General features: G+C 35.5%; 29 protein-coding genes. All 29 read left to right on the top strand.

Annotated features, from left to right (window positions below):
* Positions 1-5: 5 nt before the first annotated feature.
* The 29 genes from fusA (at position 6) to BTO05_RS05745 (ending at position 15,916) form a co-directional block, all read left to right on the top strand.
* Complete coding sequence (gene fusA, locus BTO05_RS05885; RefSeq protein WP_087491770.1) at positions 6-2,132, top strand: elongation factor G; 2,127 nt, start codon at positions 6-8, stop codon at positions 2,130-2,132.
* Positions 2,133-2,145: 13 nt separating this feature from the next.
* Entirely contained in the window at positions 2,146-2,451 is a 306-nt protein-coding gene (rpsJ, locus tag BTO05_RS05880; protein ID WP_007650482.1) for a 30S ribosomal protein S10, read from the top strand.
* Positions 2,452-2,573: 122 nt separating this feature from the next.
* The gene (gene rplC / locus BTO05_RS05875) at positions 2,574-3,191 is read left to right on the top strand and encodes a 50S ribosomal protein L3 (RefSeq protein ID WP_087491769.1); all 618 of its coding nucleotides are present in this window, start codon (positions 2,574-2,576) and stop codon (positions 3,189-3,191) included.
* Positions 3,191-3,820: a 50S ribosomal protein L4 gene (gene rplD, locus BTO05_RS05870; RefSeq protein WP_087491768.1), complete on the top strand. Its 630-nt coding sequence runs from the start codon at positions 3,191-3,193 to the stop codon at positions 3,818-3,820. Before rplC ends, rplD begins: the two co-directional genes overlap by 1 nt.
* A 6-nt stretch (positions 3,821-3,826) precedes the next feature.
* Entirely contained in the window at positions 3,827-4,117 is a 291-nt protein-coding gene (gene rplW, locus BTO05_RS05865) for a 50S ribosomal protein L23 (protein ID WP_087491767.1), read from the top strand.
* Positions 4,118-4,127: 10 nt separating this feature from the next.
* Positions 4,128-4,955, top strand: coding sequence for a 50S ribosomal protein L2 (gene rplB, locus BTO05_RS05860; protein WP_087491766.1), 828 nt, complete (start codon positions 4,128-4,130; stop codon positions 4,953-4,955).
* 13 nt (positions 4,956-4,968) lie between these two features.
* Positions 4,969-5,247 (top strand): 30S ribosomal protein S19, encoded by a 279-nt coding sequence (rpsS, locus tag BTO05_RS05855; RefSeq protein ID WP_008269180.1) that lies wholly within the window; start codon positions 4,969-4,971, stop codon positions 5,245-5,247.
* A 5-nt stretch (positions 5,248-5,252) separates the two neighbouring features.
* Positions 5,253-5,660, top strand: coding sequence for a 50S ribosomal protein L22 (rplV, locus tag BTO05_RS05850; protein ID WP_087491765.1), 408 nt, complete (start codon positions 5,253-5,255; stop codon positions 5,658-5,660).
* Positions 5,661-5,669: 9 nt separating this feature from the next.
* Positions 5,670-6,392 carry a 30S ribosomal protein S3 gene (rpsC, locus tag BTO05_RS05845; protein ID WP_087491764.1) on the top strand — a complete coding sequence of 241 codons (723 nt, stop codon included), beginning with the start codon at positions 5,670-5,672 and terminating at the stop codon, positions 6,390-6,392.
* 22 nt (positions 6,393-6,414) lie between these two features.
* Positions 6,415-6,834, top strand: coding sequence for a 50S ribosomal protein L16 (gene rplP / locus BTO05_RS05840; RefSeq protein WP_087491763.1), 420 nt, complete (start codon positions 6,415-6,417; stop codon positions 6,832-6,834).
* Between the two features lie 11 nt (positions 6,835-6,845).
* Entirely contained in the window at positions 6,846-7,034 is a 189-nt protein-coding gene (gene rpmC / locus BTO05_RS05835; protein ID WP_087491762.1) for a 50S ribosomal protein L29, read from the top strand.
* A gap of 17 nt (positions 7,035-7,051) precedes the next feature.
* Complete coding sequence (gene rpsQ, locus BTO05_RS05830; protein ID WP_087491761.1) at positions 7,052-7,309, top strand: 30S ribosomal protein S17; 258 nt, start codon at positions 7,052-7,054, stop codon at positions 7,307-7,309.
* 2 nt (positions 7,310-7,311) lie between these two features.
* A complete protein-coding gene (gene rplN / locus BTO05_RS05825) occupies positions 7,312-7,680 on the top strand; it encodes a 50S ribosomal protein L14 (protein ID WP_087491760.1) in 369 nt (122 codons plus the stop codon).
* 13 nt (positions 7,681-7,693) lie between these two features.
* A complete protein-coding gene (gene rplX / locus BTO05_RS05820; protein WP_087491759.1) occupies positions 7,694-8,005 on the top strand; it encodes a 50S ribosomal protein L24 in 312 nt (103 codons plus the stop codon).
* Positions 8,006-8,007: 2 nt separating this feature from the next.
* Complete coding sequence (rplE, locus tag BTO05_RS05815) at positions 8,008-8,559, top strand: 50S ribosomal protein L5 (protein ID WP_087491758.1); 552 nt, start codon at positions 8,008-8,010, stop codon at positions 8,557-8,559.
* Positions 8,560-8,561: 2 nt separating this feature from the next.
* A complete protein-coding gene (gene rpsN / locus BTO05_RS05810; protein WP_042245225.1) occupies positions 8,562-8,831 on the top strand; it encodes a 30S ribosomal protein S14 in 270 nt (89 codons plus the stop codon).
* 80 nt (positions 8,832-8,911) lie between these two features.
* Positions 8,912-9,310 carry a 30S ribosomal protein S8 gene (rpsH, locus tag BTO05_RS05805; RefSeq protein WP_087491757.1) on the top strand — a complete coding sequence of 133 codons (399 nt, stop codon included), beginning with the start codon at positions 8,912-8,914 and terminating at the stop codon, positions 9,308-9,310.
* 13 nt (positions 9,311-9,323) lie between these two features.
* Positions 9,324-9,866: a 50S ribosomal protein L6 gene (gene rplF / locus BTO05_RS05800; RefSeq protein WP_087491756.1), complete on the top strand. Its 543-nt coding sequence runs from the start codon at positions 9,324-9,326 to the stop codon at positions 9,864-9,866.
* A gap of 10 nt (positions 9,867-9,876) precedes the next feature.
* A complete protein-coding gene (rplR, locus tag BTO05_RS05795) occupies positions 9,877-10,233 on the top strand; it encodes a 50S ribosomal protein L18 (protein ID WP_087491755.1) in 357 nt (118 codons plus the stop codon).
* 6 nt (positions 10,234-10,239) lie between these two features.
* Entirely contained in the window at positions 10,240-10,764 is a 525-nt protein-coding gene (gene rpsE, locus BTO05_RS05790; protein WP_087491754.1) for a 30S ribosomal protein S5, read from the top strand.
* A gap of 13 nt (positions 10,765-10,777) precedes the next feature.
* A complete protein-coding gene (gene rpmD, locus BTO05_RS05785; protein ID WP_045468968.1) occupies positions 10,778-10,957 on the top strand; it encodes a 50S ribosomal protein L30 in 180 nt (59 codons plus the stop codon).
* Positions 10,958-10,973: 16 nt separating this feature from the next.
* Positions 10,974-11,426: a 50S ribosomal protein L15 gene (rplO, locus tag BTO05_RS05780; protein WP_087491753.1), complete on the top strand. Its 453-nt coding sequence runs from the start codon at positions 10,974-10,976 to the stop codon at positions 11,424-11,426.
* 10 nt (positions 11,427-11,436) lie between these two features.
* Positions 11,437-12,786, top strand: coding sequence for a preprotein translocase subunit SecY (gene secY, locus BTO05_RS05775; RefSeq protein ID WP_087491752.1), 1,350 nt, complete (start codon positions 11,437-11,439; stop codon positions 12,784-12,786).
* 10 nt (positions 12,787-12,796) lie between these two features.
* Positions 12,797-13,012 (top strand): translation initiation factor IF-1, encoded by a 216-nt coding sequence (gene infA / locus BTO05_RS05770; protein ID WP_007094967.1) that lies wholly within the window; start codon positions 12,797-12,799, stop codon positions 13,010-13,012.
* Positions 13,013-13,037: 25 nt separating this feature from the next.
* The gene (ykgO, locus tag BTO05_RS05765; RefSeq protein WP_008269159.1) at positions 13,038-13,154 is read left to right on the top strand and encodes a type B 50S ribosomal protein L36; all 117 of its coding nucleotides are present in this window, start codon (positions 13,038-13,040) and stop codon (positions 13,152-13,154) included.
* Positions 13,155-13,156: 2 nt separating this feature from the next.
* Positions 13,157-13,531 (top strand): 30S ribosomal protein S13, encoded by a 375-nt coding sequence (rpsM, locus tag BTO05_RS05760; RefSeq protein WP_087491751.1) that lies wholly within the window; start codon positions 13,157-13,159, stop codon positions 13,529-13,531.
* A 100-nt stretch (positions 13,532-13,631) separates the two neighbouring features.
* Positions 13,632-14,015 (top strand): 30S ribosomal protein S11, encoded by a 384-nt coding sequence (gene rpsK, locus BTO05_RS05755; RefSeq protein ID WP_087491750.1) that lies wholly within the window; start codon positions 13,632-13,634, stop codon positions 14,013-14,015.
* A gap of 204 nt (positions 14,016-14,219) precedes the next feature.
* Positions 14,220-14,825: a 30S ribosomal protein S4 gene (rpsD, locus tag BTO05_RS05750; RefSeq protein ID WP_087491749.1), complete on the top strand. Its 606-nt coding sequence runs from the start codon at positions 14,220-14,222 to the stop codon at positions 14,823-14,825.
* A 98-nt stretch (positions 14,826-14,923) separates the two neighbouring features.
* On the top strand, positions 14,924-15,916 hold the full coding sequence (locus tag BTO05_RS05745) for a DNA-directed RNA polymerase subunit alpha (RefSeq protein ID WP_087491748.1): 993 nt from the start codon (positions 14,924-14,926) through the stop codon (positions 15,914-15,916).
* Positions 15,917-15,943: the final 27 nt, after the last annotated feature.

Raw genomic sequence — 15,943 nt, 5'->3', positions numbered from 1 at the left:
TAGAAATGGCAAGAGATTTAAAATTCACAAGAAATATAGGTATTGCTGCACATATTGATGCAGGAAAAACTACTACTACAGAACGTATTCTTTATTATACAGGTGTTTCTCATAAAATTGGTGAAGTACATGATGGTGCTGCAACAATGGACTGGATGGAGCAAGAGCAGGAAAGAGGTATTACAATTACTTCTGCGGCTACGACTTGTACATGGCAGTTTCCAATTGAAAATGGAGAGCCAACGCCAGAAACTAAAGGATATCACTTCAATATTATTGACACACCTGGTCACGTTGATTTTACTGTTGAGGTAAATCGCTCTTTACGTGTATTAGATGGTTTAGTATTCTTATTTAGTGCAGTTGATGGTGTAGAGCCACAATCTGAAACTAACTGGAGACTAGCTGATAACTACAAAGTGCCAAGAATCGGTTTCGTAAATAAAATGGACCGTCAGGGATCTAACTTTTTAGGTGTTTGTCAACAGGTTAAAGATATGTTGAAGTCTAACGCTGTGCCAATTGTTTTAAACATTGGTGATGAGATAGATTTTAAAGGTATTATTGATTTAGTAAAAAACAGAGCTATCGTATGGCATGATGAAACTCAAGGGGCAACTTTTGATGTTATCGAAATTCCAGAAGAGCTTAAAGAAGAAGCAAGAAAATACAGAGCTTTACTTATCGAAGAAGTTGCATCCTATGATGAAAACTTATTAGAGAAGTTTATGGAAGATGAAGATTCTATTACAGAAGACGAAGTGCATGCTGCACTTAGAGCTGCTGTAATGGATATGGCAATCATTCCTATGATTTGTGGTTCTGCTTTTAAAAATAAAGGTGTACAATTCTTATTAGATGCAGTATGTCGCTACTTACCTTCTCCAACTGATAAGGAAGGTATCGTAGGTGTTAACCCAGATACTGAACAAGAAGAGATTCGTAAGCCAGATGTTAAGGAGCCATTCGCTGCTTTAGCATTTAAAATTGCAACTGATCCTTTCGTAGGTCGCTTAGCATTCTTTAGAGCGTATTCCGGTCGTTTAGATGCAGGTTCTTATGTGTTGAATAATCGTTCAGGTAAAAAAGAACGTATTTCTCGTATCTACCAAATGCACGCTAACAAACAAAATGCTATTGACTTTATCGAAGCTGGTGATATTGGAGCTGCTGTTGGATTTAAATCTATAAAAACAGGAGATACATTAACAGCAGAGAAGCATCCTATAGTTTTAGAATCTATGGACTTCCCTGATCCAGTAATTGGTATCGCGGTTGAGCCTAAGACTAAGGCAGATGTTGATAAATTAGGGATGGGCTTAGCTAAATTAGCTGAGGAAGATCCAACATTTACTGTGCGTTCTGACGAAGCTTCAGGCCAGACTATTATTTCTGGTATGGGTGAGTTACACTTAGATGTAATTGTAGATCGTCTTAAGAGAGAATTTAAAGTTGAGGTTAACCAAGGTCAACCACAAGTTGAATATAAAGAGGCTATTACAGCTTCAGCAGACCATAGAGAAGTTTATAAGAAACAATCTGGTGGTCGTGGTAAATTCGCAGATATCGTATTTACTATTGAGCCTGCAGACGAAGGTCAAATAGGTCTTCAGTTCGAATCTATTATTAAAGGTGGTAATGTTCCTAAAGAATTCATCCCTTCAATTGAAAAAGGATTCAAAATGGCAATGGTTAATGGACCGTTAGCTGGTTTCGAAGTAGATGCTATGAAAATTACTTTAAAAGATGGTTCTTATCACGATGTGGATTCAGATCAACTATCTTTTGAATTAGCTGCTAAGTTAGGTTTTAAAAATGTTGCAAAAGCTGCAAAAGCTGTGATTATGGAGCCTATTATGAAGCTAGAAGTTATTACTCCAGAAGAAAATATGGGTGATATCGTAGGTGATTTAAATAGAAGAAGAGGTCAAGTTAGTGATATGGGAGATAGAGCTGGTGCTAAAACTGTAAAAGCTACTGTACCATTATCTGAAATGTTTGGTTACGTTACGACGTTAAGAACTTTGTCTTCAGGTAGAGCAACATCAACAATGGAATTTTCACACTATGCTGAGACTCCGAAGAATATTTCAGAGGAAGTAATTGCAGCAGCTAAAGGCGTAGAAGCTTAAAACTAAATAGAAAATGAGTCAAAAAATTAGAATAAAATTAAAGTCTTACGATCACAATTTAGTTGACAAGTCTGCTGATAAGATTGTAAAAACAGTAAAGAGTACAGGTGCTGTTGTAACAGGTCCAATTCCTTTACCAACACACAAGAAAATTTTCACTGTATTACGTTCACCACACGTAAACAAGAAGTCGAGAGAACAATTTCAATTAAGCTCTTACAAGAGATTATTAGATATTTACTCTTCATCTTCTAAGACGATTGATGCCTTAATGAAACTTGAATTACCAAGTGGAGTTGAAGTAGAAATCAAAGTATAATTTGAACTAAACATGTCCTGAGCTGCGAGCAAAGGAAAAACGGAAAAAAATACAATTCAAGGCTGAAACGTATTTTCAGCCTTGAGTTTTAAACAAGAATTAATAATTAAATAATAATAAATATGTCTGGGTTAATTGGAAAAAAAATCGGTATGACCAGCATCTTCGATGAAAATGGAAAAAACATTCCATGTACAGTAATCGAAGCTGGACCATGTATCGTTACCCAAGTCAGAACTGAAGAAGTGGACGGTTATAGTGCACTACAATTAGGTTTCGATGACGCGACAGAAAAAAGCGCTACTAAAGCAGACTTAGGTCATGCTAAAAAAGCGGGTACTTCTGTAAAGCGCAAAGTTGCTGAGTTCAAAGGTTTTGATGCGGAGTACAAGTTAGGTGATGCTATCACTGTAGAGCACTTTATCGAAGGAGAGTTTGTGGATATCGCAGGAACTTCAAAAGGTAAAGGTTTTCAAGGTGTAGTAAAACGTCACAATTTTGCTGGTGTAGGTCAAGCGACACACGGTCAGCATAACCGTTTAAGAGCTCCTGGTTCTATTGGTGCTGCTTCTTATCCTGCGAGAGTATTCAAAGGAATGAAAATGGCAGGAAGAATGGGTGGAGACACAGTAAAAGTTCAAAATTTAAGAGTTTACAAAGTAGTTCCTGAAAAGAACTTACTAGTAGTTAAAGGTTGTGTCCCAGGACACAAAAACTCTTACGTAATTATTCAGAAGTAATGAAGGTATCAGTTTTAGATATAAAAGGAAAAGATACGGGTAGAAAAGCTGAGCTTTCTAAAGGCGTATTCGCTATTGAACCAAACAATCACGCTGTATATTTAGACGTTAAGCAATACTTGGCTAATCAAAGACAAGGAACGCACAAGGCTAAAGAAAGAGCAGAGATTACAGGAAGTACACGTAAGATTAAAAAACAAAAAGGAACAGGTACTGCACGTGCTGGTTCTATTAAGTCTGGTGTATTTAAAGGTGGTGGACGTATGTTCGGACCAAGACCAAGAAATTACGGGTTTAAACTTAACAAAAATGTTAAGCGTTTAGCTCGTAAATCTGCACTAAGTATCAAGGCAAATCAAGATTCAATCGTTGTGTTAGAGGACTTTAGTTTCGAAACACCACAAACAAAGAATTTTGTTAATGTATTGAAAGCCTTAGAGGTAGAAAACAAAAAAACACTGTTTGTGTTGGGTGACTCAAATAATAATGTATATTTGTCGTCGCGCAATTTAAAACGCTCTGAAGTTATAACTAGCTCAGAATTAAGCACTTATAAAATTATGAACGCTAATAAAGTTGTTCTTTTAGAAGGTGCCTTAGAAGGAATTGAAACGAATTTAAGTAAATAGAAAACGATGAGTATCTTAATAAAACCGATAATCACTGAAAAAGCAACTATGCAAAGCGAGGTGCTTAATGCATATGCATTTCAGGTGAATACAAAGGCGAACAAGGTAGAAATCAAAAAAGCAGTTGAGGCTGCTTATGGAGTTTCTGTTGAAAAAGTTCGTACAATAAATGTCCGTCCAGATCGCAAGACTAAGTTTACAAAAACTGGTGTGCAACATGGTAAAACAAATGCTGTTAAAAAAGCAATTGTACAACTGGCGGAAGGTGAAACAATAGATTTATACGCTAACATGTAATTAGACATCAATGTCAGTAAGAAAATTAAAACCGATTACATCAGCCCAGCGATTTAGAGTAGTTAATGGATTTGACGCCATTACTACTGATAAGCCGGAGAAAAGCTTGCTTGCTCCGAAAAAAAGGTCTGGTGGTAGAAACAGTCAAGGAAAAATGACCATGCGCTATATTGGTGGTGGTCACAAGAAAAAGTATCGTATTATCGATTTCAAACGTAACAAAACTGGAGTTCCAGCAGAAGTTAAGACAATCGAGTATGATCCAAACAGAACAGCATTTATTGCTTTACTTAATTACCAGGATGGTGAGAAACGTTATGTTATCGCTCAAAATGGTTTACAAGTAGGTCAAAAAATAGTATCTGGTGAAACTGGTATAGCTCCTGAAATAGGTAATGCAATGCCATTAAGTGAAATACCTTTAGGTACAATTATCTCTTGTATAGAGTTACGTCCTGGTCAAGGTGCTGTGATGGCCCGTAGTGCTGGTGCATTTGCTCAGTTAATGGCAAGAGATGGTAAATTTGCTACTGTCAAATTACCATCTGGTGAAACAAGAATGATTCTTGCGAACTGTATGGCTACTATAGGTGTTATTTCTAATTCAGATCACCAATTATTGGTATCAGGTAAAGCTGGTAGAAGTAGATGGTTAGGAAGACGTCCAAGAACAAGACCAGTAGTAATGAATCCAGTTGATCACCCAATGGGTGGTGGTGAAGGTAAATCTTCAGGAGGTCACCCAAGATCAAGAAATGGTATTCCTGCTAAAGGTTATAGAACACGTTCTAAGACCAAAGCGAGTAATAAGTACATTGTAGAACGTAGAAAGAAATAATTAAGAAAGTAGTATGGCACGTTCATTAAAAAAAGGACCTTACATCCATTATAAGTTAGAAAAGAAAGTTGCTGAAAATGTAGCTTCAAACAAGAAGACAGTTATCAAAACTTGGTCTAGAGCATCTATGATTTCTCCAGATTTCGTTGGTCAAACAATAGCTGTTCATAATGGAAGACAATTTGTTCCAGTATATGTTACTGAGAATATGGTAGGTCATAAGTTAGGAGAATTTTCACCAACAAGATCATTCCGTGGTCACGCAGGTGCAAAAAATAAAGGTAAAAAATAAGAATCATGGGAAGTCGTAAAAAACAAATGGCAGACGCCATTAAGGCAGAGAAAAAGCAAGTTGCTTTTGCTAAGCTAAATAACTGTCCTACATCACCACGTAAAATGCGTTTAGTAGCGGATTTAGTTAGAGGTAAAAAGGCAGAGCAAGCTCTTCAGATTCTTAGATTTAGCCCAAAAGAGGCATCACGTCGTCTAGAGAAGTTGTTATTATCTGCAATCGCTAATTGGCAAGCTAAAAACGAAGACGCTGATATTGAGGAAGCTAATTTATTTGTAAAAGAAATTAGAGTAGATGGTGGTACAATGTTAAAAAGACTACGTCCAGCACCTCAAGGTAGAGCACATAGAATAAGAAAAAGATCTAACCACGTAACAGTTGTGGTAGATTCATTAAATAAAACACAAAGCTAAGATAGAGATATGGGACAAAAGACAAATCCAATCGGAAATCGTTTAGGTATTATCAGAGGATGGGAATCTAACTGGTACGGTGGTAATGACTATGGAGACAAGTTAGCCGAAGACGATAAGATTAGAAAGTATGTTCACGCTCGTTTATCGAAAGCAAGTGTGTCAAGAGTAATAATTGAGCGTACGCTTAAACTTGTAACCGTTACTATCACTACTGCAAGACCTGGTATTATTATCGGAAAAGGTGGTCAAGAGGTAGACAAGTTAAAAGAAGAGCTTAAGAAAATTACTGGAAAAGAAGTTCAATTGAACATCTTTGAAATCAAGAGACCTGAGTTAGATGCGTATCTAGTAGGAGCTTCTGTTGCCCGTCAGATTGAAAGTAGAATTTCATACAGACGTGCAATCAAGATGGCTATTGCTGCGGCAATGCGTATGAATGCTGAAGGAATCAAAATCCAAATTAGTGGTCGTTTGAATGGTGCTGAAATGGCACGTTCTGAACACTACAAAGAAGGACGTATCCCTTTATCTACTTTTAGAGCAGATATCGATTACGCTTTAGTTGAAGCACATACTACTTATGGTAGATTAGGTGTTAAAGTTTGGATTATGAAAGGTGAAGTATATGGAAAAAGAGAACTTTCTCCATTAGTTGGCCTATCTAAACAAAAAGGAAAAGGTGGACGTGGTGGAAACAAGAAAGGTGGAAACCAACGTCGTAGAAAGTAATTTTTTAAAGTAAACAAGGAAAATGTTACAGCCTAAAAGAACAAAATTTCGTAAGCAGCAAAAAGGACGTATGAAAGGAAATGCGGGAAGAGGTCATTTGTTATCAAATGGTACTTTCGGTATTAAAGCCCTAGACTCAACGTTCATTACTGCACGTCAAATAGAAGCAGCACGTATTGCAGCTACTCGTTACATGAAAAGAGAAGGGTCGTTATGGATTAAAATATTTCCAGACAAGCCTATCACAAAGAAACCTCTTGAAGTACGTATGGGTAAAGGTAAAGGTGCCGTTGAATATTGGGCAGCAGTTGTAAAACCAGGTCGTGTTTTATTTGAAATAAGTGGAGTGCCATTAGAAACAGCTCAAGAAGCATTACGTCTAGCAGCACAAAAACTTCCAGTTAAAACTAAGTTTATAATAGCTAGAGATTACGAAGCTTAATAAAAAGTATTATGAAGCAATCAGAAATTAAAAAGCTATCGACAGCTGAGTTACAAGAGAAACTTGGTGAGACAAAAAAGAGTTATACAGACCTGAAAATGGCACATGCTATATCTCCTTTAGAGAATCCTATCCAGTTACGTAACGTAAGACGTGTCGTAGCTCGTATAGCAACAGAGTTAACTAATAGACAAGACTAATTGTATTCTGCTGAAAGATGGAAAAAAGAAATTTAAGAAAAGAACGTATAGGAGTAGTGACTAGCAACAAAATGCAAAAGTCAATAGTAGTTGCCGAAGTAAAAAAGGTAAAACACCCTATGTATGGAAAATTCGTTTTGAAAACAAAGAAATATGTTGCTCATGACGAAACAAACGACTGCAATATCGGAGATACTGTAAAGATCATGGAAACACGACCTATGAGTAAATCTAAATGTTGGAGATTAGTAGAAATAATTGAAAGAGCGAAGTAATTATGGTACAACAAGAATCAAGATTAAAAGTAGCTGACAACACAGGAGCAAAGGAAGTATTAACTATCCGTGTTCTTGGAGGTACAAAAAGACGTTACGCATCAGTTGGTGATAAAATAGTAGTTTCTGTAAAAGCTGCGACACCAAATGGTAGTATCAAAAAAGGAGCTGTTTCTACAGCTGTTGTTGTACGTACTGCAAAAGAGGTTAGACGTCCTGATGGATCTTACATCCGTTTTGATGATAACGCATGTGTGCTTTTAAACCCAACGGGTGAAATGAGAGGAACACGTGTTTTTGGACCAGTAGCAAGAGAGCTTCGTGATAAACAATTCATGAAAATTGTATCATTAGCACCAGAAGTGCTTTAATACATTAAGAAAAATGACAAAGCTTAAAATAAAAACTGGAGATACTGTAAAAGTAATTGCTGGAGACCACAAAGGCTCAGAAGGTAAAGTACTTAAAGTATTGATAGAAAAGAACAAAGCCATCGTAGAAGGTGTGAACATGGTAAAGAAACACACTAAACCAAGTGCACAGAGTCCTCAAGGTGGTATCGTAGAGAAAGAAGCAGCTATCCACGTGTCAAATTTATCTTTATTAACAGGTAAAGGAGAAACTACAAGAGTAGGTTACAAAATGGATGGTGATAATAAAGTGAGATTTTCTAAAAAATCTAATGAAGTAATTTAGTTATGGCTTACGTTGCAAGATTAAAACAAGAGTACAAGGACAAAGTTGTTCCTGCTCTTACAGAAGAATTTGGTTACAAGAATGTAATGCAAGTACCTAAGCTTACTAAGATAGTAATATCTAGAGGTGTTGGTGCTGCTGTAGCAGATAAGAAATTAGTTGATCACGCTGTTGATGAATTAACAAAAATATCTGGTCAGAAAGCTATACATACTTTATCAAAGAAGGATGTCGCTTCATTTAAGTTACGTAAAGGTATGCCAATTGGTGCTATGGTAACTTTAAGAGGAGAGCAAATGTTCGAATTTTTAGATCGTTTAATCACTTCCGCATTACCACGTGTTAGAGATTTTAACGGTATCAAAGCTACTGGTTTTGATGGTCGTGGAAACTATAACTTAGGTGTTGTAGAGCAAATTATCTTCCCAGAAATTGATATTGATAAAATCAACAGAATTTCGGGTATGGATATCACATTTGTAACTACAGCTGATACTGATAAAGAAGCAAAATCACTTTTAACAGAACTAGGATTACCTTTTAAAAAGAACTAATTATGGCAAAAGAATCAATGAAAGCCCGCGAGGTAAAGCGCGCAAAAACGGTTGCTAAATATGCTGCTAAACGTAAAGCTTTAAAAGAAGCTGGAGATTACGAAGCATTACAAAAGTTACCAAAAAACGCTTCGCCAATCCGTCAACATAATCGTTGTAAACTTACAGGTAGACCAAAAGGTTATATGAGACAATTTGGTATCTCTCGTGTTATGTTTAGAGAAATGGCTAATCAAGGCTTAATCCCAGGTGTCAAAAAGGCAAGCTGGTAATTATAAAGAATTATAAATTGGTTTCAGGTTTGGTGTAGAAAGGTTCTACAACCAAAAACCGATTCCGCAAATTAATAACTATGTATTCAGATCCAATAGCGGATTATCTTACGCGAGTTAGAAATGCAGTAAAAGCCAACCACAGAGTGGTTGAAATACCAGCATCTAATTTAAAGAAAGAAATGACTAAAATATTATTCGACCAAGGATATATTTTAAGTTACAAATTTGATGACTCAACTGTACAAGGGACAATTAAGATTGCTCTTAAGTACAATAAAGACACAAAAGAGTCTGTTATCAAAAAAATTCAAAGAATCAGTACACCAGGTTTACGTAAGTATGCTGGCGCTAACGAAATGCCAAGAATCTTAAATGGTTTAGGTATTGCAATTGTTTCTACTTCTCATGGAGTTATGACAGGTAAACAAGCGCAGAGAGAAAACGTTGGTGGCGAAGTATTATGTTACGTTTACTAAAAATCAGGAAGATATGTCAAGAATAGGTAAAAATCCAGTTTCAATTCCTGAAGGTGTAACAGTAGAAGTTAAAGATGGTGTAATTACTGCAAAAGGTAAATTAGGCGAATTAACTCAAGAGTACACAGGTGTTGATATTAAAATAGAAGATGCTACTATTACATTAGAGCGTCAGTCTGAAAAGAAAGAAGTCAAATCAAAACATGGTTTGTATAGAGCCTTAATCGCTAACATGATTGAGGGTGTGTCTAAAGGATGGACTAAAGAATTAGAATTGGTAGGTGTAGGTTATAGAGCATCAAACCAAGGACAAAAATTAGACTTAGCTTTAGGTTTTTCACACAATATAATTTTGGATATTGCTCCAGAAGTTAAAGTAGAAACAATTTCTGAAAAAGGTAAAAATCCAATAGTTAAGTTAACGTCGCACGACAAGCAATTAGTTGGTCAAGTAGCAGCTAAAATTCGCGGATTCCGTAAGCCAGAACCATATAAAGGTAAAGGTGTTAAGTTTGTTGGTGAAGAAATAAGAAGAAAAGCAGGTAAATCAGCTTAATAGTAAGGTTATGGCATTAACAAAGAACGAAAGAAGACAAAGAATAAAAAACAGAATACGTAAGATTGTATCTGGTACTGAAGCTAGACCAAGATTATCTGTTTTTAGAAGTAATAAAGAAATTTATGCTCAAATCGTAGATGACGTGACTGGTAAAACTATCGCTGCTGCATCTTCAAGAGATAAAGACGTAAGTGGTACAAAAGGTAATAAAACCGAAGTTGCTGCTTTAGTTGGTAAGGCAATTGCTGAAAAAGCATTAAAAGCTGGTGTTGAGACTATTTCTTTTGATAGAGGTGGATACTTATACCACGGTAGAGTAAAATCATTAGCAGAAGGTGCTAGAGAAGCAGGACTTAAATTTTAAGACATTATGTATCAAAAATATAAAAACGCAGAGCTTGTAAAACCAGGAGGTTTAGATTTAAAAGACCGTTTGGTAGGCGTACAACGTGTTACTAAAGTAACTAAAGGTGGTAGAGCATTTGGTTTTTCTGCTATCGTAGTAGTTGGTGATGAGGCTGGTGTTGTAGGACATGGTTTAGGGAAATCTAAAGACGTTGCTACAGCAATAGCTAAAGCCGTAGAAGATGCTAAGAAAAACTTAGTTAAGATTCCTATCATAAAAGGAACATTGCCACACGAACAAAAAGGTAAATTTGGCGGAGCTAGAGTAAATATTATTCCAGCTGCTCCTGGTACCGGTGTTATTGCTGGTGGTGCTGTAAGAACAGTTCTTGAAGCCGTAGGTGTACATGATGTATTATCTAAGTCTCAAGGATCATCTAACCCTCATAACGTAGTAAAAGCTACCTTTGATGCTTTATTGCAACTAAGGGATGCTGGTGCAATCGCTAAGGAAAGAGGTATTTCACTTGAAAAAGTATTTAACGGATAATCATTAGGACAAGATGGCAAAGATTAAAGTAAAGAAAGTTAAGAGCGCAATTAACCGTACAAAAAGACAAAAGTTAACATTAGAAGCTTTAGGTCTTAAAAAAATCGGTCAAGTTGTAGAGCACGATGCCACACCAAACATCCTTGGTATGGTTAAGAAAGTAGAACATTTAGTTTCTGTAGAAGAAGCTTAAAAAATATAACTTAACAATGGATTTAAGTAATTTAAAACCTGCAGAAGGTTCAGTAAAAAAACAAGGAAAGCGCATTGGTCGTGGTCAAGGTTCTGGAAAAGGTGGTACCGCTACACGTGGTCACAAAGGAGCAAAGTCACGTTCTGGTTATTCTAAAAAATTAGGATTTGAAGGTGGTCAAATGCCATTACAACGACGTGTACCTAAATTTGGTTTTACTAACATTAACAGAGTAGAGTATCAAGGTGTAAACTTGGATACATTACAAGAATTGGTGGAAGCAAAGAAGATTAAAGATACTGTAGATTTTGATACGCTTGTAGAATTAAGATTAGCTGGTAAAAATGAGCTGGTTAAAATTTTAGGTAGAGGCGAATTAAAATCAAAATTAACAGTTAAAGCTCATAAATTTACTGCGTCGGCAAAAGCTGCTATTGAAGCTGCTGGTGGTGAAGCTGTAACTTTATAAGATATTTAGAATGAAGATAATAGATACATTAAAAAACGTCTGGAAAATTACAGAGCTTAAGGATAGAATAATATTAACTCTTGGGTTATTATTGGTATATCGTTTTGGTGCTCAAGTAGTTTTGCCTGGTATTGATGCAACTCAGTTGGGTGGAATTCAAGAAACTACAGGTAGTGGTATTCTTGGTTTATTAAATGCCTTTACAGGTGGTGCTTTTGCTAACGCATCAGTATTTGCCTTAGGTATTATGCCTTACATATCGGCTTCGATTGTAGTTCAGTTAATGGGAATTGCTATTCCTTATTTACAGAAATTACAGAAAGAAGGAGAGAGTGGTCGTAAGAAGATTAATCAAATCACACGTTGGTTAACAATTGCTATTTGTTTAGTTCAGGCGCCAGGTTACTTAGTAAGTTTGCCAAGTTTAGGTATTCCTTCTAGTGCCTTCTTATTAGGTACAGGTGGTTTATTCTACTTCTCTTCAATAGTAATACTAGTTACAGGTTGTATTTTTGCGATGTGGTTGGGTGAGAAGATTACTGACAAAGGTATTGGTAATGGTATATCATTATTAATTATGGTAGGTATTATTGCTACATTACCGCAATCATTCTTATTAAACTCAGCATCTAGATTAGAAGGAAACGGTGGTTTCATGTTAATATTAATTGAGATTGTAATTTGGTTCTTAATCATATTAGCTTCAATATTATTAGTAATGGCTGTGCGTAAAATACAAGTGCAATATGCTCGAAGAACTGCTACTGGTGGTTTTGAGAAAAATGTATTTGGTTCTCGTCAGTTTTTACCATTGAAATTAAATGCTTCAGGTGTAATGCCAATAATCTTTGCACAAGCAATTATGTTTGTACCTGGATTGATAGGTAGATCTTCTTGGTTGGAAGGAACTGATGCAGGTCAGTGGATGCAAGCTAATTTTTCTGATATCTTCGGATTTTGGTACAACTTAGTATTTGCACTTTTAATTATTGTATTTACATATTTTTATACTGCTATTACTGTTCCTACGAACAAAATGGCAGATGATTTAAAACGTAGTGGTGGTTTTATTCCTGGCATTCGTCCAGGAAGCGAAACTTCAGAATATTTAGACAAAATCATGTCTCAAATTACCTTACCGGGTTCTATTTTCTTAGCGCTTATTGCTGTGTTCCCAGCATTTGTAGTAAAGTTAATTGGTGTACAACAAGGTTGGGCATTGTTCTTCGGTGGAACATCACTATTAATTATGGTTGGAGTTGCAATAGACACTATGCAACAAATAAATTCTTATTTGTTGAACAAGCACTATGACGGGTTGATGAAATCAGGTAAAAATAGAAAAGCAGTAGCTCAATAATATTTATACGATGGCAAAACAAGCAGCAATAGAGCAAGACGGTACAATTATAGAGGCATTATCAAACGCAATGTTCCGTGTAGAATTAGAAAACGGTCATATTGTAACAGCACACATATCTGGTAAGATGCGTATGCATTACATTAAGTTATTGCCGGGTGACAAAGTAAAATTAGAAATGAGTCCTTATGATTTAACTAAGGCTCGTATAACTTACAGATACTAATATTAGTATTTAAAAATCAAAACAGATGAAAGTAAGAGCATCAGTTAAAAAAAGAAGTGCCGATTGCAAATTGGTACGTAGAAAAGGAAGACTTTACGTAATTAACAAAAAGAATCCTAGATTCAAACAAAGACAAGGGTAGTTATGGCAAGAATTGCAGGTGTAGACATACCAAAACAAAAAAGAGGAGTTATCTCTTTAACTTATATCTACGGAGTAGGTAGAAGTCGTGCAAAAGAAATTTTAGCAACTGCTAAAGTTGATGAAAGCACTAAAGTACAAGATTGGACAGATGACCAAATCGGAGCAATCCGTGAAGCTGTAGGAACTTTCAAGATTGAAGGCGAATTACGTTCAGAAACTCAATTAAACATTAAACGTTTAATGGATATCGGATGTTACAGAGGAATCCGTCATAGAGCAGGTCTTCCATTAAGAGGACAACGTACTAAGAACAACTCTCGTACAAGAAAAGGAAGAAGAAAAACAGTTGCTAACAAAAAGAAAGTAACTAAATAAAAATAGTCTTTAGTCTATAGACGTTGGAAGGAATCTGTTCGAAATTATAAAAGGTTTAGGATTCTAGCGACTATTCACTATTAACTAAAAACTAATAAATATGGCAAAGTCAAGTACAAAAAAACGTAAAGTAATAGTTGATGCTATTGGAGAAGCGCACATAACTGCATCTTTTAACAACATCATTGTTTCTTTAACAAATAAAAAAGGTGACGTAATTTCTTGGTCATCAGCTGGTAAAATGGGTTTTAGAGGTTCTAAAAAGAACACACCTTACGCTGCTCAATTAGCTGCAGAAGATGCTGCTGGAGTTGCAAAAGAAGCTGGATTAAAGAAAGTAAAAGTGTATGTAAAAGGCCCTGGTAATGGTAGAGAATCTGCTATCAGATCTATACACAACGCAGGAATTGAAGTATCAGAAATTATTGATGTTACTCCTTTACCGCACAACGGTTGTCGTCCACCAAAAAGACGTAGAGTATAATCTGATATTAATATCAGGTTTGACTATATAATAAGACAAATTTTATCATTATAAACTAATATCGATACTAGCGTATTGTTATTAGTTTATTTTGTGTAAATTTGCAAACTGAAAAATTATAAACAAGTATCAACGAAAGGCAAACGATTTAGAAGGATAAGCATAAGACCTTAATTCTAAAATCACTTTCAAAACAAATTAAAAATGGCAAGATATACTGGTCCTAAAACTAAAATAGCTCGAAAATTTGGTCAAGCTATCTTCGGAGATGACAAAGCCTTCGAAAAAAGAAATTATCCTCCAGGGCAACACGGAAACAACCGTCGTCGTGGAAAAAAATCTGAATATGCAATCCAATTAATGGAGAAGCAAAAAGCTAAATACACCTATGGTATTTTAGAAAAGCAATTCAGAAACATGTTCAAAAGAGCAACTGCAGCACAAGGTATTACAGGTGAAGTATTATTACAATTATGTGAATCTCGTTTAGATAACGTTGTTTTCAGAATGGGTATTGCTCCGACACGTAGTGGTGCACGTCAGTTAGTATCACATAGACACATTACAGTTAATGGTGAAAAGGTAAACATTCCTTCTTACCAATTAAAAGCTGGAGACGTTGTTGGTGTTAGAGAAAAATCTAAATCTTTAGAAGCAATTACTAATTCATTAGCTAATTCTAGCAATGTTTACGAATGGATTACTTGGAACAACGATACTAAATCTGGTACTTATGTTTCTGTACCTGCACGTATCCAAATTCCTGAGCAAATCAACGAACAGTTTATCGTTGAACTTTACTCTAAATAAGAAATAAATTAATCATATTGGTGTTTGGCCAAAGGGTTTGTTAGAATTCTTCAAACTTATAAACCGCGCAACCAAGCAACAATCAAAACGAAGAAAATATGGCAATATTAAATTTTCAGAAGCCCGATAAAGTAATCATGATAGATTCTAATGAATTCGAAGGTAAATTCGAGTTCAGACCATTAGAGCCTGGTTATGGTTTAACAGTAGGTAATGCATTAAGACGTGTATTATTATCTTCTTTAGAAGGTTTTGCAATCACTTCTGTTCGTATTGAAGGAGTAGATCACGAGTTTTCTACAATTTCTGGTGTAGTAGAAGATGTAACTGAAATGATTTTGAACTTAAAGCAAGTTAACTTTAAGCGTCAAATTGATGAAGTAGATAACGAAACTGTTACAATTTCTATTTCAGGTCAAGAGCAAATTACAGCAGGAGATTTCCAAAAGTTTATCTCTGGATTCCAAGTATTAAATACAGATTTAGTTATCTGTAACCTAGATCCAAAAGTTAACATTAACATGGAAATTACAATTGAAAAAGGTAGAGGTTATGTGCCAGCAGAAGAAAACAAAAAAGCTTCAGCCCCAATAGGTACAATTTTTACAGATTCAATTTACACACCAATAAAAAATGTGAAATACGGAATCGAAAATTTCCGTGTTGAGCAAAAAACGGATTACGAAAAATTAGTTTTCGAAATTCAAACTGACGGATCAATTCATCCAAAAGATGCATTGACTGAAGCAGCAAAAATATTAATTCATCACTTCATGTTATTCTCTGATGAGCGTATCACTTTAGAAGCTGATGAAATTGCACAGACTGAAACTTATGATGAAGAGTCACTTCACATGAGACAACTATTAAAAACTAAGTTAGTTGATATGGATCTTTCTGTACGTGCGCTTAACTGCTTAAAAGCTGCAGAAGTAGATACCCTAGGAGACTTAGTATCTTTCAACAAAAACGATTTAATGAAATTCAGAAACTTTGGTAAGAAGTCTTTAACTGAGCTAGAAGAACTAGTAAACGTTAAAGGTCTTAACTTCGGAATGGATTTAAGTAAATACAAGTTAGATAAAGACTAACACAAATTTTAATAATCATATTTTGCT

It is taken from the genome of Winogradskyella sp. PC-19 (assembly GCF_002163855.1).
GTDB lineage: Bacteria > Bacteroidota > Bacteroidia > Flavobacteriales > Flavobacteriaceae > Winogradskyella.
Note: the sequence above shows the minus strand (reverse complement) of the source record. Positions and strands in the feature narration are given on the sequence as shown.

Bases quoted from the DNA above. Each gene is read 5' to 3' on its own strand.
- fusA (WP_087491770.1), top strand. From the start codon at position 6: ATGGCAAGAGATTTAAAATTCACAAGAAATATAGGTATTGCTGCACAT.
- rpsJ (WP_007650482.1), top strand. From the start codon at position 2,146: ATGAGTCAAAAAATTAGAATAAAATTAAAGTCTTACGATCACAATTTA.
- rplC (WP_087491769.1), top strand. From the start codon at position 2,574: ATGTCTGGGTTAATTGGAAAAAAAATCGGTATGACCAGCATCTTCGAT.
- rplD (WP_087491768.1), top strand. From the start codon at position 3,191: ATGAAGGTATCAGTTTTAGATATAAAAGGAAAAGATACGGGTAGAAAA.
- rplW (WP_087491767.1), top strand. From the start codon at position 3,827: ATGAGTATCTTAATAAAACCGATAATCACTGAAAAAGCAACTATGCAA.
- rplB (WP_087491766.1), top strand. From the start codon at position 4,128: ATGTCAGTAAGAAAATTAAAACCGATTACATCAGCCCAGCGATTTAGA.
- rpsS (WP_008269180.1), top strand. From the start codon at position 4,969: ATGGCACGTTCATTAAAAAAAGGACCTTACATCCATTATAAGTTAGAA.
- rplV (WP_087491765.1), top strand. From the start codon at position 5,253: ATGGGAAGTCGTAAAAAACAAATGGCAGACGCCATTAAGGCAGAGAAA.
- rpsC (WP_087491764.1), top strand. From the start codon at position 5,670: ATGGGACAAAAGACAAATCCAATCGGAAATCGTTTAGGTATTATCAGA.
- rplP (WP_087491763.1), top strand. From the start codon at position 6,415: ATGTTACAGCCTAAAAGAACAAAATTTCGTAAGCAGCAAAAAGGACGT.
- rpmC (WP_087491762.1), top strand. From the start codon at position 6,846: ATGAAGCAATCAGAAATTAAAAAGCTATCGACAGCTGAGTTACAAGAG.
- rpsQ (WP_087491761.1), top strand. From the start codon at position 7,052: ATGGAAAAAAGAAATTTAAGAAAAGAACGTATAGGAGTAGTGACTAGC.
- rplN (WP_087491760.1), top strand. From the start codon at position 7,312: ATGGTACAACAAGAATCAAGATTAAAAGTAGCTGACAACACAGGAGCA.
- rplX (WP_087491759.1), top strand. From the start codon at position 7,694: ATGACAAAGCTTAAAATAAAAACTGGAGATACTGTAAAAGTAATTGCT.
- rplE (WP_087491758.1), top strand. From the start codon at position 8,008: ATGGCTTACGTTGCAAGATTAAAACAAGAGTACAAGGACAAAGTTGTT.
- rpsN (WP_042245225.1), top strand. From the start codon at position 8,562: ATGGCAAAAGAATCAATGAAAGCCCGCGAGGTAAAGCGCGCAAAAACG.
- rpsH (WP_087491757.1), top strand. From the start codon at position 8,912: ATGTATTCAGATCCAATAGCGGATTATCTTACGCGAGTTAGAAATGCA.
- rplF (WP_087491756.1), top strand. From the start codon at position 9,324: ATGTCAAGAATAGGTAAAAATCCAGTTTCAATTCCTGAAGGTGTAACA.
- rplR (WP_087491755.1), top strand. From the start codon at position 9,877: ATGGCATTAACAAAGAACGAAAGAAGACAAAGAATAAAAAACAGAATA.
- rpsE (WP_087491754.1), top strand. From the start codon at position 10,240: ATGTATCAAAAATATAAAAACGCAGAGCTTGTAAAACCAGGAGGTTTA.
- rpmD (WP_045468968.1), top strand. From the start codon at position 10,778: ATGGCAAAGATTAAAGTAAAGAAAGTTAAGAGCGCAATTAACCGTACA.
- rplO (WP_087491753.1), top strand. From the start codon at position 10,974: ATGGATTTAAGTAATTTAAAACCTGCAGAAGGTTCAGTAAAAAAACAA.
- secY (WP_087491752.1), top strand. From the start codon at position 11,437: ATGAAGATAATAGATACATTAAAAAACGTCTGGAAAATTACAGAGCTT.
- infA (WP_007094967.1), top strand. From the start codon at position 12,797: ATGGCAAAACAAGCAGCAATAGAGCAAGACGGTACAATTATAGAGGCA.
- ykgO (WP_008269159.1), top strand. From the start codon at position 13,038: ATGAAAGTAAGAGCATCAGTTAAAAAAAGAAGTGCCGATTGCAAATTG.
- rpsM (WP_087491751.1), top strand. From the start codon at position 13,157: ATGGCAAGAATTGCAGGTGTAGACATACCAAAACAAAAAAGAGGAGTT.
- rpsK (WP_087491750.1), top strand. From the start codon at position 13,632: ATGGCAAAGTCAAGTACAAAAAAACGTAAAGTAATAGTTGATGCTATT.
- rpsD (WP_087491749.1), top strand. From the start codon at position 14,220: ATGGCAAGATATACTGGTCCTAAAACTAAAATAGCTCGAAAATTTGGT.
- BTO05_RS05745 (WP_087491748.1), top strand. From the start codon at position 14,924: ATGGCAATATTAAATTTTCAGAAGCCCGATAAAGTAATCATGATAGAT.